Raw genomic sequence first — 16,890 nt, forward strand, 5'->3', positions numbered from 1 at the left:
TTGAGCAACGCTAGCCCATGCGTTTTCGTTTATTAATCGTTTATTAGGATATTTAGATGCACCAGAATTGCGCAATTTTTTTTAGACTTTAGTCCTGTTTTGCTCTATTTTTTTCCTATACCGAACCGGCATAGGGTATGCAGGATTAAGCTCGCGCAGTTAAATATGTGAAAGCTCTGGCCAGCCAATAACGTATTTTACAAACTGCAAATGGTGTCTTTTTATGCCCTATGTCCACGATACACTGACGCGTTTAGCAAAAAGTAGCCCTGCACAGTCAGAGTTTTATCAGGCCACAGAAGAAGTGCTGGAGTGCCTTCGTCCGCTGTTCGAGCGTGCGCCTCATTACCATCAGCACAGCATCATCGAGCGCATTGTTGAGCCCGAGCGCCAAATTATGTTCCGTGTAAGCTGGGTGGATGACGCCGGGCGTGTACAAGTAAATAAAGGTTACCGTGTTCAGTTTAATTCCGCGCTAGGGCCATATAAGGGCGGTCTGCGTTTCCATCCTAGCGTCACCTCAGGAACCATTAAGTTTTTAGGGTTTGAGCAGATTTTCAAAAATGCACTTACCGGTTTGCCGATTGGCGGCGGTAAAGGTGGCTCGGATTTTGACCCCAAGGGTAAGTCTGACAACGAAATCATGCGCTTTTGTCAGTCGTTTATGACAGAGCTTCATCGCCATATTGGGCCGCATTCCGATGTGCCAGCCGGCGATATTGGTGTAGGTGCAAGAGAGATTGGCTACCTGTTTGGCCAGTACAAGCGCTTAACCGGCCGCTACGAGGGAGTGCTGACCGGCAAAGGACTTAACTGGGGCGGCTCATTGGGTCGCAAAGAGGCGACCGGCTACGGTGCGGTTTACTTTGCTCAGAATATGCTGGCCGCTCGGGGTGAAGAGCTGCGCGGTAAAACCTGTTTGGTGTCAGGTGCGGGCAATGTGGCTATCTATACGATTGAGAAGCTGTGTGAGCTGGGGGCGAAGCCCGTAACGTGCAGTGATTCCACGGGGACGATTCATGACCCTAACGGCATCGATTTAGGCTTACTCAAGCACTTAAAAGAAGTGCAGCGCGTTTCCCTGGAAAACTACCTCCACGACCACCCGGACGCACACTTTATTTCGGTACGCGATTATCCTCAGGATGGGCATGCGGTATGGCGTATTGAGGGCGATGCAGCTTTCCCATGTGCAACTCAAAATGAGCTGACCGAAGCTGATGCCAATGTCTTGCTGGCTAACGGTGTTAACTGTGTTAGCGAAGGCGCGAATATGCCTTCCACCAAAGAGGCCGTTGACCGTTTCTTAGAAGCTAAGATTGCCTACGGCCCAGGGAAAGCCGCCAATGCGGGTGGTGTGGCGACCAGCCAGTTGGAAATGGCGCAAAACAGCAGTATGGAGCAGTGGCCGCTTGAGAAAGTTGATGACAAGCTGAAGCAAATTATGGCGGATATTCATCGCCAATGTGCTGAAACAGCCGAAGAGTTTGGCGAGCCCAGCAACCTGGTATTAGGTGCTAACATTGCAGGTTTCCGTAAGGTGGCAGACGCTATGATTGAGCAAGGTGTGACCTGATCGCTTTTGCATACTAATCTGTATATAGTGGTAATACATAGTCCTTCCCTTCTAGGGGAGGGCTTTTTTTGTGGTTAATTTTTTACTGCTTTCCAAGGAGAGTGAGAATGGGGCAGCGTCCTCCAATTATCATAAATCGTATTGATGCCGAACGCCTTCAGCGTCTGATCGATAACGCCGCTGAAAAAGATTTAATGGTGGCGGAGCTACTCGAAGAGGAGTTGCTGCGTGGTGAAGTGCTCGACCCCCAGGATATCCCTGAAGACGTAGTGAGTATGAATAGCCAGATACGCTTTACCGATCTGACCCGTGAGCGTCAGATGATTCGAACGCTGGTTTACCCGCACTCGCTAGAGAGCGTGCCCGACGGGATTTCGGTGATGGCGCCTATTGGTGCGGCGTTAATCGGCCTAAAAATAGGCGATGTGATTGAGTGGCCGCTGCCCAATAATACGGAAGTGCGTCTGCGTGTTGATGCGATTTTCTGGCAGCCTGAAAGGGAGAAGCAGTTTCATCGATAATAATCCGCTGATAGCCTCTCAATATTTCACGTTTAAAAATGGGTTGCATCCGGGGCGTGAGTTACCTTTTGTAGCAGTTAGCTCGCGCCTTCATTGCGCTAATATCATTTCTTGATAAACTAATTTGAATTTATTCAACGCGCATTTACTCACTATTTTTGATACGTTTTGTCGTCAAGTGGTGGTGAGCAATCTCATACGCGACGTTATATTGATCTGCTAAATGCTAGGAAACATAGATAGGGAAAAATAATGGTAAAAGGAATGCTTGGTGCGTTTAGCCCGCTTAGTTAACAAACTTGCGGTATTGCGTTCGTTAAAAGGCCGGCTATTGCTGGGACTCTCTTGCGCGCTGTTGTTGCTGGCGGCTTTGGTATTGGGCATGGCATGGCAGGTGGGTAAAACGATGCTGCATGAAGCGAACATGGCGCATTTGCGCTACGAGACACAGCTTCTTGCCGATGAAATGACCCAGCAGATTGAACAGCGTTTCCAAGCACTGGAGCGTTTAAATCAGTCGCTCGATATACATGAAGACCCAGACGCTTTGGAGGCTACGCTCAGCCAAAACGATGCATTACTCGCATGGTTTGAGGGCGTTGTCATTGCGGATAATCAAGGACGTATTATTGCAGATTGGCCCCGCGTAGAGGGTAGGCAGGGACTGGAAACGTCGGCACTTGAGTATTTTAAAATGTTGCGAGGGACGCGCCAGCCCTACGTCAGCGAACCGTTTGTTGGGCGAGCGAGCAAGATGCCCTTAGTGGTTGTCGGCGTGCCTCGAAAAACCGCCGATGGGGAGTTTGATGGCTTTATTGGTGGGGTAGTGAGCCTAGATGCAGGCGGATTATTTGGCCGTTTAGCTAAGGTGCGACTAGGTGAGGATGGGTTTGCTAGCGTGGCAACCTCCACGGGAATTATTCTGCATCACCCCAATCGAGCGTTAATTAATTCACCGATTCCGAATTTGTCTGGCAATCCTTTGCTTGAGCTAGCGCTTGACGGCTGGCAAGGGCATGGGGTGGGAAATTTAATTGATGGGCGGCTTAGCCTGCAATCCTATGCCCAGATTTGGCCTGCTAGTTGGGTGGTGGGGTTCTTTTTACCCATTGAGCAAGCACATCAACCTCTGGTTGATTTCATCAAGAAGCTATGGTGGATATGGGCTGCCCTGGCGTTATTAATGATGCCATTTTTATGGTGGCTATTGGCGCGTATTCTGACCCCTTTGAAACAATTAGAACGACAGATTGGTGAAGTAGGGCGGGGGCGTCGTGACCATGTGCGGCTGGCAACGACAATGCAAGAGCTTCAGCAGGTAGCGACCACCTTTAATCGGGTAGAGGATGAGCGCCAGCAGCTTGTCGGTAATCTACAAGAGCGAGAGGCTTTTTTAGATTCAGTTCTGAGTGCTTCCCCTCAAGGCATGTTCGTTGCTAACTTTGGCGGCGTGATTACCTATATGAATCCGGCGCTGCTGGAAATTTTGGGTATCTCTCCTAATACCCCCATGCAAGTATGGATGCAGCAAATCCATCCTGATGACCTGGATGGTGCTGGAGATATGTGGCGCCATAGCCTGAAATCAGGCAGCGACTTTGTTCGACAGCTGCGGTTTATTCGTAACGATAACGAAACGCTTTGGTTAGATATCCATGCCCGCGTGGTCATGCTTTCCCAAGGAGGTCATTCATTGGGTTTAGTCGGCGTGGTTAAAGATATTACCGAGCGCCGTGAGCAAGAGGCGTTGCAGCGCTGGGAGGCAGAGCATGATCCGCTAACTGGCCTGCTCAATCGCCGCGGTTTCGAGCGACGCCTTGAAGAGGCATTTGCGGATTTTCAGAAAACCAGCACGCCCTCGGCACTGCTCATGTTTGATCTTGACCACTTTAAGCCTATCAATGATGAAGGCGGACATGCGCTAGGCGATGAAATGCTGCGTCGGATTGCCCAGGTGGTGGCGTGGGAAGTACGTCGTAGCGACCATGTAGCACGGCAGGGGGGAGATGAGTTTGCTGTTTTACTGCCGAGTTGCACGATTGGGCAAGCAGAGCGGATCGCTGAAGCGTTGCGTCAATCTGTGAGTGAAATAACAGTGAATCAGGAGGGACGAGAGTACACAGTAACCCTGAGTATTGGTGTCACGCGTTTTGATGAAAGCGATGACAGCGTTGACGATGCGCTGGCCCGTGCAGACGCCGCAAGTTATGAAGCCAAAGGGCTTGGCCGCGACAGTGTGGTTTTGCGAGTGCCAACGGAGCAGGACCTAGGCGCGCTGTTTGATAAACACTAGCATGTCGACAAATCGTTGCTAACGATAGAATATAAGTGACTACTTATTAGACTGAGAGTGCCCTTGTGGAGCTACTTGCGCTATTTTCCCGCACACTGGACGTTACGCTGCCGGTATTTGCGATGGTCTTTGTGGGTATTGGCTTAAAGCGTTTGCGATGGATCGATAGTGCCTTTGTGGCGACCGCGTCAACATTAGTCTTTAAAGCGACACTTCCTACCCTTATCTTCCTAAGTCTCGTTAAAGCCGATTTGAGCGTCGCGCTCGATGTGTCGCTGCTGCTCTTTTTTGCAATTGCTACGCTGGCGCAGTTCGCATTTAGCTGGGGGTGGGCGCATTACCGAGTCCCTAAAGCGGAAAGGGGAATTTATGTGCAGGGTGCCTTCCGCGGCAACTGTGGTGTTGTGGGCTTAGCGCTAGCGGCAGGCATGTACGGTAACTATGGGCTTTCAGCGGGCAGCTTACTGCTTGGGGTTGTCATTATTATGTACAACGCATTATCTGTGATTGCCTTGGCGGCGTACCAGCCCGGACAAGCAACCGATTGGCGCAGCATGCTCAAACATATGGTGACTAATCCACTTATCCTTTCCGTATTTGCAGCGCTGCCATTTACGGCGTTCTCACTTCCATTGCCCAGTTGGGTAATCACTTCTGGCGATTACTTTGCCTCATTAACGTTACCCCTGGCATTGATCTGTATTGGCGCAACGCTCTCGGTGGCCGGCATTCGCGTAGGAAGCCAAGTGGCGCTCAGTGCAAGCAGCATGAAGATGATCGTACTGCCTTTTGCCTCTACGTGGGCGGCATGGATGGTGGGGTTCTCTGGGGAGCAGTTGGGTTTGCTGTTCCTATTTTTCGCTAGCCCCACGGCCGCTGCCAGCTTTGTGATGGTCAAAGCGATCAACGGCAATGTGGTGTTAGCGGCGAATATAATCGCCATTACCACACTGATGGCGAGCATGACGGTAACGTTGGGTATATTTGCGCTTCGCCTGTTAGGGTGGATTTAGCCGCTATGGTTGGCCGAGGTAACGCAACACGCTATACTACGTGCCCGTTAAGTCCCTGTAGCTCAGTAGGATAGAGCAGCCGCCTCCTAAGCGGCAGGTCGCAGGTTCGACTCCTGCCAGGGACGCCATATAGCATCAAGTTCTCACTAATATCTCGTTTACCTTTCCGTTAATTCCCCAATGTCTTCCTGCTGGATTCTTTAAACCGGTAAACGTTGATCAGGGATTCACTAGGAATCCCTGTCGTTCATAAAAAGCCTCTCAGTAGGTGATCCTAACTACCCATTCCTAAGCTGCCTCAAGCGGACGCGAGGGCCCAAAGTGTTCAAAGTGACGGCGGTCGGCGCTGACACCCAGATCAGCCAGAGCGACATTAATGGCTGTCATAAAACCTTGGGGGCCGACAAAATAGCAGCGAGCCATCGGGCTAGGCAGGTAGTCGGCTAATAAAGCGCGGTTGATACGCCCGGTATGGTCAGCGCGGTTCCCTCTTTCATGAATGCTGACAGCTTGAAAATAGCGAGGGTAGGCAGCCTTTAGTTCTTCAAGCTCGTTATTAAAAGCGTGATGATCGGCATCTAAAGCGGCGTGTAAATAGACGACCTGGCGCCCAAGCGCTAGCGCATGCCGCGCCATGGGGAGAAGTGGCGTTTGGCCAACACCTCCGCTGGCAAGTAGCAATGGTTCGTCACCTTCTATCAGCGTCAGGTCGCCTGCTGGGGGAAGCAGTTCGATGCTATCACCGGGTTGCAGGGCGTCATGGAAATGGCGGCTGACTTGCCCTTCCGCTTCGCGTTTGATTGAGATGCGATAGCGTCGGCCATTGGGGGTATCCGATAAGCTGTAATGCCGATAGATGGGTTCGCCATTAATGGTGAGGCGTACGCCGATATATTGGCCAGGCTCATGGTCAGCCACAGGACCGCCATCTTCGGGTTCGAGAATAAACGAGCGTATTAAGACACTCTCCTGCTGGGTGCTGGCAATTTTGAAGCGGCGAGTGCCCCGCCAACCGCCTGGACGCTGCTCAAACTCACGGTATCGCTGGTCTTCAAGGTCGATGAGTAGGGCGGCAAGCTCGTTATATAGCGCTCCCCAAGCATCGGCGATTTCCGGCGTTACGGCATCACCAAGAACATCGCCAATCGCTGCGAGTAGGCATTCCCCGACGATGGGGTACTGCTCAGGAAGAATCCCTAAAGAGACATGCTTGCTGACCACAACCGCCAGTGTAGCGCGTGCCTTTGCAGGATTACTGCGTAGTTTTACATAGGCTAATACGGCGCTCGCTAAAGCACGAGGTTGCCCACCACTTTGCTGATGCGCCTCGTTAAAGAGGGGTCTTACCTCGGGATAGCGGGTAAACATCAGCGGGTAAAAATGCTGGGTAATGGCGTCTAGATGTTCAGCAACGACGGGCGCCGTAGCGTTGATCAGTGTTTCCTGTTCATGTGTTAGCACGAAAAACTCCGCTGGCATTAAAGATGGATATATAATGCATCTTAATGCCGAAAGGGTGCAAATACCAAACTTTCAGCGAGTTTTATTAACAGGGACGTTGAATTGGCGACTGCCCTTAGCGGGCGACTTGACTACTGAAAGTTATAAGATGTATTTTTGATACTTGTCATAGTTTTTAAGGGTTGCGAGGCGCACAATCGTCTTTCTAAGCAAAAAAGTCGGAATAATGCCATGCCAACCGTCAACTCATCCCAGCCAGCCCCCAAGCTTAAGCACCTGCCATTGATGCGCCTGGCATTTCGGCCTTTCTTCCTTTTGGCAGCGCTATTTAGCGTGGCATCGATGTTGGTTTGGTTAGCGTTCTGGCACGGCAATATGCTGCTGCGCCCCTATGGTGGGCTGATTTTTTGGCATCAGCATGAAATGCTGTTTGGCTTTGCGGCGGCGGTAGTTGCAGGCTTTTTACTGACCGCTGTGCGCAACTGGACTGGGTTACCGAGCTTAAGCGGCGCTCCGCTATTGGCGCTCGTCGTGTTGTGGCTATTGGGGCGGCTGTTGATGGCTTTTCCCATGGCGTTGCCGGGCTGGCTGATACGAATGGTCGACTTAGCGTTTCTGCCGGTGGTTGCCATCGTTATGGCGAAATTGGTGATCTCTGCGAAGCGTTGGCGCAATTTAATCTTTATCCCGGTGCTCGCGCTGTTGGCGTTGGCGAACCTGGCAATGCACCTGGGGTGGGTGAATGGCGATGCAGAGTTGATTCGCCAGGCGGCCTACTTAGCCGTGCTGTTGATCACGCTTTTGATGACAGTGGTTGGTGGGCGGGTGATTGCCATGTTTACCGCCAACCGTTTAGGGCGCCCCAAACTAGCGCCTATTCCCTTGCTTGAAGGCGTTACGTTGGCGAGTACAGTGAGCGTCGTATTGCTGCAGTTAGCCATCATGCTGGGCGTTGCTGTTCCTGCGCTGTTAATGGGCGGAGTAATGCTGTTTGCGGCATTGGCTAACACACTTCGCATGGCGCGCTGGGGTGGTCTACATAGCGGGCGTGAGCCGTTACTGTGGGGGTTGCACGGTAGCTACGCCTTCATCCCCTTGGGTCTTGTTATGTGGGTATTAGCGCTGATGGGGCTAATGCGCACTGAACTAGCCGTTCATGCTCTGAGCGTTGGTGGGATGGGCGTTATGATGCTGGCGATGATGGCCAGGGTGTCACTAGGCCATACCGGCCGGCCAATAAAAACCCTGCCGGGTATTGGCGTTGCGCTGGGGTTGTTGCTAATAGCCGCTTTGCTGCGCGCACCCCTATTGGCGCTATTTCCTCAGATTACCCACTGGGTCTATACCCTCAGTATCATCTTATGGTGCTTGGCTTATGGCGTATTTCTTGCGCATTACACCTTGCCGTTGATGCAGGCGCGGGTCGACGGTCAGGATGGCTAAATGCGTATTAAGCGCTAACGGAGGGGATGCGCATCAGGCGGGCCAACTGAGGTTGTTGATTGCCCAGTAAATCAGCCAGTGTGTAGTGGTCGAGTACGTCTAGAAAAGCGGACAATGCATCCGTAAGGATCGATTGAAGCCGACAGGCTGGCGTAATGATGCAGGCGTTATCGCTATGAAAGCACTCGACTAATGCCATGTCATGCTCCATCTCCCGCACCAGCTCCCCTAACACGATGGTGGTGGGGTCACGTGTCAGCAGTAGGCCACCATTCTTGCCGCGAATAGCCGTTACGTACTGTTTTTGGCTAAGTTCTTGAACGATTTTCATTAAATGATTGCGTGAAATATCAAACGTTTCGGCAATCTCGTGGATAGTAGAGCGCTCCTCTCCCTTGGCAGCAAGAAAGATCAATACGCGTATCGAATAATCAGTGAATCGAGTGAGGTGCATGGAGTTTACATTGCTCCGCAGGTCATTCAGGTATAAGTCATCTGGCGATAAAAAGCATATTGTATGAATGTTCAGTAGGTTGCAATCAGAGCATGAGGGAGTATCACGGATTTATCGCTGTTGCAGCGAATATCCGAGTACTTTAAGCGCCAATTTATTGCCGCTCTTTGACCTAAGTCATGGTGCGGTAGCGGGCTATTAACTGGGGAGGGACAGAGAGGCTTTAAAACGTATATTGTATGAATATTAACCATCGCGTGCTGCGCCCACTATCTAAATAGAGACCTTTCTCAGGGACTTTCCCGATTATGTTCGATGAGCAGTTGTTCAACCGCCCCCTAGTAGAAAAGTACGACAGGCCGGGGCCACGCTACACCTCTTATCCTACCGCTCCGCAGTTTTATGCTGCGTTTGCCGAGGATGACTACCGCAGTGCTGCTGAACGTAGTAATCAGGCTGAAGAACCAAAGCCGCTGTCGGTCTATGTGCATATCCCTTTCTGCAAAAGCCTCTGCTACTACTGCGCTTGCAATAAGATTATTACCCATAACACAGAGCGGGCGGCTGAGTATCTCCAGTGGCTAAAGCAGGAGATTCGCGTTCAAGGAGCGCTGTTTGATAGCACTCGGCGGATGACTCAATTACACCTTGGCGGAGGCACGCCCACCTACCTGACTAATCCCCAGCTAGGCGAGTTAATGGCAGCGCTGGACGAGGCCTTTCATTTTGCGGCGCCTGCCGAGCGTGAGTTCTCGCTAGAGGTTGATCCGCGTACGGTAACCCCAGAGCAGGTTTATGAACTGTATGCGCTGGGGTTTAATCGGTTGAGCTTTGGCGTGCAGGATTTTGATCACGAGGTGCAGCAAGCGGTCAATCGTGTGCAGAGCGAAGAGCAGGTGGTGTCGCTGGTTAAGGCAGCCCGGGATGCCGGGTTTGAATCGGTGAGCGTGGACTTAATCTACGGCCTGCCGCTACAGACGGTGGCGAGTTTCGATACCACGCTGGCCAAGATTATCGATCTGCAGCCGGACCGCATTGCCGCCTACAGCTACGCTCATCTACCCGAGCTGTTCAAGGCACAACGATTGATAAGCCCCGATGATATGCCGCCGCCGGAGCGTAAGCTGGAGCTGCTGGAATTAACCATCAATCGCCTGACCGCTGCTGGTTACGTCTACATTGGCATGGATCACTTCGCCTTGCCGGATGATGAGCTGAGCTTGGCCCGTGAAAATGGCACGCTGCAGCGTAACTTTCAGGGTTACTCCACCCAAGCCGACTGCGACATGATTGGGCTGGGTATCACGTCTATAGGGAAAGTGGGCGATACCTACAGTCAGAACGTCAAAGAAACCGCTCAGTACCAGCACCGCCTGGACGAGAGGCGCTTGCCCGTTTTCCGAGGCTACCGGCTTAGCGACGATGACTGCCTGCGCCGCGATATCATCAATACACTGATGTGTCATGGGCACCTTGAGTTTGCCGCTATCGAGGCCCGCCACCGCATCGACTTTCGCACTTACTTTGCAAGTGCATTAACGAGTTTGGAGGAGATGGCGGAAGATAGTCTTATTGCTTTGCGTGACCACGAGATAGAAGTACTGCCTGCGGGGCGATTGATGGTTCGTAATTTAGCGATGGCGTTCGATGCTTACTTGAAGCCGGCTGAAAATCGCTATTCGCGAACTGTATGACCCCAGGTCTACGGTCGTCTTTTCTTGAATAGGTGCTGCCGACATGCTGCTCCACCGGCGCAAATGACACCCGCTACTCGTAGCCCGTCATTTCGAGATAGCCAACGCCGATCTCTTCTTGGGTCGGCGTGTTGCGTACTATCACGTCGCCTTCCCAGTACGGCACGCTAGTAGGCATCCAGCGGTTAGGGTGGCGCGCCTCAATGGTCATATCAATGTCAGCGGAGGTGAGTGTCAGTTGCCAACGGGTGGGAATCTCTCGCTCAGCCACGCGTGCGGTGGAAAGGGGCGTGAGGGTCAGAATGTCGGTACCTATTTGCTGGGTATTTCCCTTAGCATCAAATAAGTGAGCGAACAGGTAGTCGCCACCTTTTTCACCGCCACCTCTTAGCCGGTAGGCCATGAGCTTGCGTCCATCGTTTAAATGTAGCGAAAACCAGTCCCAGCCGGTCTGTTCGGGGGTCAGCAGTTGGCTGCTCCACTCGCGGTCCAGCCAGCCGTTGCCCTGAACCTCACGGGTTTCTCCGTTCAACGTTACGCTGCCTGTAATGGTTAGAAAGGGCTGGCTGTAGTAGTGAGAGCCTTGGCCTTCCACAGTTTTGGCGTTAAACCCGTTTTCGCCGTGCCACACCAGCGGGCCTTCTGCCTGCAGGGCAAGGTCATAGCCAAAACGTGCGTCGCCTTCACCGCTGTAGGCGGTGAGGGTAAAGCGCTCAAAGTTTTCATCTGAGGGGCTTTGGAATGTCCAGTTATCTATCCAGGCCTGAAAAGGGGCGGCGATGACACCGGCTTGCCCTTGGGATTGGCCGCTATGGCTGCGTGCGAAGCGTTCTGCAGCGAGTTGCGTGGCCTGTTGGGAAATGCCCATATGTGCCATCCATACCTGATCGCTGGCCCAGGGGGCTGGGGCGGGGCGTTCCTGGGGTGGCATAAGTGCTTGGCGAAACAGTGTCCACTGCAGCCCTAGCGGTTCGCCCGTCTCATCTTCAAGGTTGGCGGTTAAGTACCACCACTCAATACGATAGTCAGGGTGCGGGCCGTGATCGTTGGGAAACACCAGCGGCGTAGCAGCGTTGGCGTGGGCAAATCCGTCGGCCTGTGCGCCAAGGCCAGCAAAGCCCTCTTGGGCAGGTGGCGCGCTTTCAATGTCGGCGTCGTTACAGCCGGAAAGGGATATAAGCGTTATGGCGCTGAATAAAAGTATGCTTAAACAATGCTGTTTCATGTATCGCCCTCATTGAGCAGGGCGCGAGGCGAGGTGCGCCAGAGTTGAAGACAGGGCAACACGGCTGCCAGCAGGGCAACGCCCAGGGCGGTGAGGAGCATTGTGACGATATCCAGCGGAAATAGCTGCAGTGGAAGCCGCCACCCGAAGGCGGCGACGTTGATCACTGCCACTAACAGCCAGGTAATCGCGATGCCAAGCGGTAAGGCAATAAGGCCCGTTAAGAGCGCTAGCCCACCCAGCTGAAGTAAAGGCAGAGTTACCAGCGTAGCGCGCGGCACACCCAGTGCCCAAAGGGCTGCTAGCTGGCGCTGGCGTTGATGCGCTTGGGCCAGCAGCGTCGCGAGCAGCGCCAGGGCGGCAACGCCAAGCGTTAGCCCATTAAGGGCACGGGTAATGCTAAAGGTGCGCTCAAAGATCTGGGTGGCGATCCGCTTAACCTCTTGCTGGTTCACCAGCGCCTCACCGGAGAGGTTAAATTCATCCATCAGGGCCTGGCGAAACTGGCGCTCATCGGCGCCCTCGTTTAGGGCAACACCGATTGAGGCTAACTCCCCATCAAAGCGCTGCGTTAGTGCCTCTAACGTGAGCAGTACCTGCTGTTGGGGGTTGCCGTAGTCAGGATAAATCGCGGCTACCTTAAAACTGTCAGCGCCTTGTTGGGTATCGAGTGTCACGCTGTCTCCCGGTACGAGGGCACGCGCTACTGCCATCTGTTCGTTGATAAAGACGCTGTCGGCACTGAATGCTTGCCAAGCGGAAGTGGTATCGCTTTCGATGTCTAGTAGGGGCCAGTTATCGGTCAATAATGGCGAGGGGGTGACGCCAAACAGCGTCACCGTGCCTTGAATGTTTTGCTTTTCCTCTGCGGAGGACGTGCCCAGCAGCTCCGTACTGCCTCTTGCGGTGGGTAATATTTCAAGCACGCTCTCTTGCGTAAGTAGCCACTCGTTGAGCGGTGCTAACGTCGAGGGCACGGCATTGATATAGAACGGTGCACTTAAGCGCTGGTCTAGCCACTCTAAAAACGTCAGCCTGAAGCCACCAACCATACTGCTCACCCCCAGGTTAGTTGCCAGCGCAATTAACAGTGCCACCATAGCAAGCGATAAGCGGGGTAGTTGGAGCTGCATATCGGCGATTGCCCACTGCACCAGGGCGAAGCGGCGTAATATTTTTTGCAAGATGTGAAGCGCGCCGTACATCAGTGGCGGTAAACACAGGGCGCAGGTAAACAGTAGCGATGCCACGAGGCTGAAGCTCACCACTAAGCCGCTGCCAGCGGGCAGTCTGCTCAGCCAAAATGCTAACAACAGGGTGAGTAGTGCTGCTACACCGCCAGCTTTTAGCATGTGTGCGAGCTGGCGCTGATAGCCGCTGCGCCATGCGTAGGAGTGTCCGAGCGCTAATACATTTAATCGCGCAGCGCGCCATAGCGTTCCGCTGGCGGCGAGCAGCAAGCCACCTAGTGTAATCGCGACGCTTCCGATCCAGTAATGCCATGGGAGTGATAACGACTGCTGAACGTCTGCCCGGTAGAGCGAGGAAATAGTGCTCGCTACGTCTGGCAGGAGCTTCCCGGCAAGCCAGAGCCCGCTGATAAGGCCAAGAGAGGCGCCGAGCACGCCAAAGACGAGCAGCTCCATGAGGATGGCGAGCATTAGGGTCGTTGCAGGGACGCCAAGGGCGCGCAGCGTACGCAGCGAGGCCAAGCGCTGCTCCATGGCCAACCCTAAGGCAGCTTGAACAATAAATAACCCAACCACTAGCGAGAGTAGCGCTAAAGCGGTCAAGTTTAAATGAAAGCTATCGGTAAGCTGTTCGGGTGACGCGAGATTGGCTGCACGGGTTATCCGGTAGCCGTCGGGCGGCTGATCAAGCGCTCCTGGAGCGGACGCCAAGCTCAGCGATGCCTGCTCTCCGAACAGGCTAGACGCCGCCGCAATATCCATGATGAGCGTGTCAGGCGGCAGGTCGTTACGCAGCATAAGGGGCGGTAGGGTGTGCCCGGCAACAGTTGGTGTTGCGCCCGTCGCCTCCTCACGGCGCAGCCCTAAGGAGGGCAAGGTGTCTGGCGCTAGCTGTGTTTGCCAAGGTGGGGTGATGAAATCGTTTAAGGAGCCACCGCCTGCCTCCGAGGAGTGCAGTGTGAAAGGGTCAATGCCCAGCACGGTAAAGCGGGTATCGTTATAGGTGAAGTTGGCTTCAAGCAGCGGCGAAACGGGGATGCCTGCGCGACGCAGTGTCAAATAGTCGTCAATGGTTAGCGGGTTTCCGTCACGTCGGTCAAGCTGGTCGGTTTCAGCGCTGAAGAGCGCATTGGCTCGGGCATAGCTCTCTTTTGCTGTGGTGTTAATTGCCTGGACGCTGCTCCATAACGCGCTGGCCACCCAAAGCCCTATCAGCAGCATGACAAGCTGTGCCGGGTGGCGCTTGTAGTGGCTCAGTAGCGTAATCAGTACGCGCCCTATCATGCGCGTATTTCCTGCAGGTGGCCGAGATGAAGCCGGTAAGTGCGGCTGAGAGGCGCGGCGACGCGTGCGCTATGCGTCACCATCAGCAGGGCACACTGCGTCTCTTTAACCAATGCTAACAGCAGGTTAAGTACAGTATCGGCCGTTTGCTCGTCCAGGTTACCCGTAGGCTCGTCGGCTAATAGCAGTGCCGGGCGAACAGCCAACGCGCGACCAATGGCAAGGCGCTGCTGCTGGCCACCGGAAAGCTGCTCTGGGTAGTTCGCTTCTCGCCCGGCAAACCCTAGTCGTTCTAGCAGATGCTGGCTCCAGTCGGGGTTTTCGCGCCCTGCGAGCCGCGCTTGCAACCGCAGGTTATCGGCAACGTTTAGGCTGGGCACCAGATGAAACTGTTGAAAGATAAGCCCAAGCTGCTGACGACGTAGCGCGGAACGTGCGGACTCATTTAGGCCAGAAAGTGTTTGCCCGTTGATGATGACACTGCCTTGATCCGGCGTATCTAGCCCGGCAGCTAGATGGAGCAGCGTTGATTTACCGCTACCCGATTCGCCCATTAGCGCCACGCTGCTTCCTGGCTGAAGCGTGAGGTTGACTTGGTTGAGGACATGAATATCGCCCTGCGGCGTGCTGAACGTTTTGCTGATGTGCTGCAGGGCTAGCATGGTGCCCCTCCTGGGTGACTTGTAGCTATTACTATAGCAAAGCGGTTCTAGTTAAAAGACTAAAATTGTACATTCATTGTGTATTGTTTTGTTTTTGTATAGATATTGGTGGGCACAGTGAGTGTTCAAGTGTGGTGTAAACGTTAGCGGAGACCCCTCTTTAGTCGAGTATTAAGTAGCTAAAAGCTTGCTGGGAACGCCTAAGTCATGGCTTAGGGCAAAAGACAGTTTATTTACTAAACAAAATTAGTTATCTTGTATTAGATTACCTGACAGTAACGAACAGACATAGGTGCTTGCACTTGTGGCTAAGCTAGCTTTACGACGTATTGAAAAACTGACTCACATCAAATTAATGGTAGAAAGTTTAAAAAAAGAGAATGCAACTTGTATGCGGTGAGTTAAAAAATAATATTTTTCAAAATGCGCCTGCACGTTGTTTTTTTATTCTAATAATGACGCCTCCATCTTCTAACACTGGTATCTAGTGGTGCTGGGTAAATATAAAACTCAAGGGTTCAAGTATGCAGGGCGTACTACTACGCAGCGGTAAAAGTGAGCAGTTCTCAGCGCTGGGAGAGACTGGTCAGCCTGTTTTTCGCTCGGCTCATCAGCTTCGTGAGTCTATCCGAAGAGAATCACTTAAACGGAAGTCGCAAGAGCCTGACTTTCCAAATATGGAGCGGTATCTCGCTATTCCCCAGAGCGATCAACAGGGGGAGTTGCTGGATTGGTATAGCGCCATTGAAGGCGATGTCATTCCGTGGAGTGCCGCCAGTGAGGAGGAGCGAGCCCCCGCCCGGCAAGAGTTACGTCAATTTGAAACCTTTCTCAAAAGCTTCAGCGACACTTCGATGGCCAAAGCAGATGGGGCCCATAATGATCGCGGTGTGCTTGCTAAATTACTCAAACAAGTCATTCGAATTCCTGACCAAGACTACGTTTATCTAGTCAATGGCACACCGGTACTTACCTTTTGGGGGTTTGAACATCCGGATGCCAAGCGCTCTACCGACCCCTTACATTTTCTTTATCCGCAAGATCCTACTCCAGCACCCACTGCTATGCCGAAGCCTGCGATACCGCTCGCGGTAACGCCAACGGTTGAAACTGCTGTTGAACCAGCCCCCGTATTGGAAGAACGACGACCCTGGTGGCGACGCTGGTGGCCGTTAGCTCTCCTGTTGCCGTTGCTGCTTCTTCTGGGTTTCTTTGGACTGCGCAGTTGCACGCCCAACGCCAACTTGCCTGGCGTTGGGACTGGCAATATGCAAACACCTGACTTTCAAGCACCTGGCGTGGGCGTGAGTAATTTACGCATGCCTACGATACCTGATTTGCGTTTTCCAGCGTTTTCTATGCCTGATCTTTCCAGCCCGCGGTGGTGGGGGGGGGCGAGTAGTGGTGTGAATAATAGTGGCGCTGCAGGCAGTGGCATGGCGCTTGATGGAGGTGGGACAGGATTACCCGCAGTGGGGGTGCCGGACGTAGGCGCGCCAGACCTGGGTGCTACTGGCGTAGGTATGCCGGAAGCCGGTATGCCTGAAGTGCCAGCGCTGCCTGAAGGCGAAGGGCCGGTAAATGAGCAACCTGCCAATCAGCCTGAAGCGCCGATGGCACCACCCGAGTTGGGGCAAGAAATTTTGCCGGATACGGCAGCGTCAGCTCCTCCGGAATCGTTTGAGCCGCTGACTATTCCTTCCCAAGCAGCAGATGGCCCCGCTAACTTTTTAAACGGTAATTGGCGTGCAGCGGGCGTCATGGATAGCGAGACAGGACGCCCATTACGTGTCTCGTATGAATTTGAAGAGGGGCGGGGACAGGTGCAGCTGCGTCAAGGCGGGGTTACCTGCACAGGCCCGATCGATGCGGCAATGCAGGGGGGGGCGCTCTCGATCCAAAGTCAGGGGCAGGCAAGCTGTGAAGATGGCAGCCTTTACGATATGCCCCAAGTGCTTTGCGAGCAGGGTGCCACTGACATGGCCGACTGCGCTGTCAGCTACGCCAACGAGACCTTTCCCATGCAAATGTGGAAAGACAACGAATAACTGCGGAATAGTTGAAAGAAGAGTTG

At 53.3% G+C, this 16,890-nt stretch carries 12 protein-coding genes and 1 tRNA gene; 8 read left to right on the plus strand and 5 right to left on the minus strand.

Features of this window, described 5'->3' with window-relative positions:
* Positions 1–223: 223 nt before the first annotated feature.
* The 5 genes from gdhA to LOS15_RS03480 all read left to right on the plus strand — a co-directional run bounded on the left by gdhA (position 224) and on the right by LOS15_RS03480 (position 5,531).
* Positions 224–1,576 (plus strand): NADP-specific glutamate dehydrogenase, encoded by a 1,353-nt coding sequence (gdhA, locus tag LOS15_RS03460; RefSeq protein WP_263068130.1) that lies wholly within the window; start codon positions 224–226, stop codon positions 1,574–1,576.
* A 107-nt stretch (positions 1,577–1,683) separates the two neighbouring features.
* On the plus strand, positions 1,684–2,097 hold the full coding sequence (rnk, locus tag LOS15_RS03465) for a nucleoside diphosphate kinase regulator (RefSeq protein ID WP_263068132.1): 414 nt from the start codon (positions 1,684–1,686) through the stop codon (positions 2,095–2,097).
* Positions 2,098–2,368: 271 nt separating this feature from the next.
* Positions 2,369–4,390: a diguanylate cyclase domain-containing protein gene (locus LOS15_RS03470; protein ID WP_263068134.1), complete on the plus strand. Its 2,022-nt coding sequence runs from the start codon at positions 2,369–2,371 to the stop codon at positions 4,388–4,390.
* 65 nt (positions 4,391–4,455) lie between these two features.
* Positions 4,456–5,403 (plus strand): AEC family transporter, encoded by a 948-nt coding sequence (locus LOS15_RS03475; RefSeq protein ID WP_263068135.1) that lies wholly within the window; start codon positions 4,456–4,458, stop codon positions 5,401–5,403.
* Between the two features lie 51 nt (positions 5,404–5,454).
* Positions 5,455–5,531 (plus strand) — tRNA-Arg (locus LOS15_RS03480).
* A 160-nt stretch (positions 5,532–5,691) separates the two neighbouring features.
* Here the strand turns inward: LOS15_RS03480 and hmpA are convergent.
* Complete coding sequence (hmpA, locus tag LOS15_RS03485; RefSeq protein ID WP_263068136.1) at positions 5,692–6,864, minus strand: NO-inducible flavohemoprotein; 1,173 nt, start codon at positions 6,862–6,864, stop codon at positions 5,692–5,694.
* 231 nt (positions 6,865–7,095) lie between these two features.
* Here hmpA and LOS15_RS03490 point away from each other — a divergent pair, with 231 nt between their 5' ends.
* Entirely contained in the window at positions 7,096–8,307 is a 1,212-nt protein-coding gene (locus LOS15_RS03490) for an NnrS family protein (RefSeq protein ID WP_263068137.1), read from the plus strand.
* Positions 8,308–8,314: 7 nt separating this feature from the next.
* Here the strand turns inward: LOS15_RS03490 and LOS15_RS03495 are convergent, their stop codons facing one another.
* Entirely contained in the window at positions 8,315–8,761 is a 447-nt protein-coding gene (locus LOS15_RS03495) for an Rrf2 family transcriptional regulator (protein ID WP_263068138.1), read from the minus strand.
* A 308-nt stretch (positions 8,762–9,069) separates the two neighbouring features.
* Between LOS15_RS03495 and hemN the strand changes: the two genes are divergently transcribed.
* Complete coding sequence (hemN, locus tag LOS15_RS03500) at positions 9,070–10,455, plus strand: oxygen-independent coproporphyrinogen III oxidase (protein WP_263068140.1); 1,386 nt, start codon at positions 9,070–9,072, stop codon at positions 10,453–10,455.
* Between the two features lie 73 nt (positions 10,456–10,528).
* On the opposite strand, the gene LOS15_RS03505 is transcribed toward hemN, so the two are convergent.
* Genes LOS15_RS03505 through LOS15_RS03515 form a run of 3 tightly spaced genes read right to left on the minus strand, consistent with a single transcriptional unit; the run spans position 10,529 to position 14,816 of the window.
* Complete coding sequence (locus LOS15_RS03505) at positions 10,529–11,680, minus strand: lipocalin-like domain-containing protein (RefSeq protein WP_263068142.1); 1,152 nt, start codon at positions 11,678–11,680, stop codon at positions 10,529–10,531.
* Entirely contained in the window at positions 11,677–14,154 is a 2,478-nt protein-coding gene (locus LOS15_RS03510; protein ID WP_263068144.1) for an ABC transporter permease, read from the minus strand. The genes LOS15_RS03505 and LOS15_RS03510 overlap by 4 nt, the downstream gene beginning before the upstream one ends.
* Entirely contained in the window at positions 14,151–14,816 is a 666-nt protein-coding gene (locus tag LOS15_RS03515; protein ID WP_263068146.1) for an ABC transporter ATP-binding protein, read from the minus strand. The genes LOS15_RS03510 and LOS15_RS03515 overlap by 4 nt, the downstream gene beginning before the upstream one ends.
* Before the next feature lie 524 nt (positions 14,817–15,340).
* Between LOS15_RS03515 and LOS15_RS03520 the strand changes: the two genes are divergently transcribed.
* Positions 15,341–16,864, plus strand: coding sequence for an SrfA family protein (locus tag LOS15_RS03520; protein WP_263068147.1), 1,524 nt, complete (start codon positions 15,341–15,343; stop codon positions 16,862–16,864).
* Positions 16,865–16,890 lie beyond the last annotated feature (26 nt).

Origin of the sequence: Halomonas sp. 7T (genome assembly GCF_025643255.1) — a bacterium.
GTDB lineage: Bacteria > Pseudomonadota > Gammaproteobacteria > Pseudomonadales > Halomonadaceae > Vreelandella.

Excerpts from the sequence above, each read along its gene's own strand:
- gdhA (WP_263068130.1), top strand. The coding sequence starts at position 224 with ATGCCCTATGTCCACGATACACTGACGCGTTTAGCAAAAAGTAGCCCT.
- rnk (WP_263068132.1), top strand. The coding sequence starts at position 1,684 with ATGGGGCAGCGTCCTCCAATTATCATAAATCGTATTGATGCCGAACGC.
- LOS15_RS03490 (WP_263068137.1), top strand. The coding sequence starts at position 7,096 with ATGCCAACCGTCAACTCATCCCAGCCAGCCCCCAAGCTTAAGCACCTG.
- LOS15_RS03495 (WP_263068138.1), bottom strand. The coding sequence starts at position 8,761 with ATGCACCTCACTCGATTCACTGATTATTCGATACGCGTATTGATCTTT.
- hemN (WP_263068140.1), top strand. The coding sequence starts at position 9,070 with ATGTTCGATGAGCAGTTGTTCAACCGCCCCCTAGTAGAAAAGTACGAC.
- LOS15_RS03505 (WP_263068142.1), bottom strand. The coding sequence starts at position 11,680 with ATGAAACAGCATTGTTTAAGCATACTTTTATTCAGCGCCATAACGCTT.
- LOS15_RS03510 (WP_263068144.1), bottom strand. The coding sequence starts at position 14,154 with ATGATAGGGCGCGTACTGATTACGCTACTGAGCCACTACAAGCGCCAC.
- LOS15_RS03515 (WP_263068146.1), bottom strand. The coding sequence starts at position 14,816 with ATGCTAGCCCTGCAGCACATCAGCAAAACGTTCAGCACGCCGCAGGGC.
- LOS15_RS03520 (WP_263068147.1), top strand. The coding sequence starts at position 15,341 with ATGCAGGGCGTACTACTACGCAGCGGTAAAAGTGAGCAGTTCTCAGCG.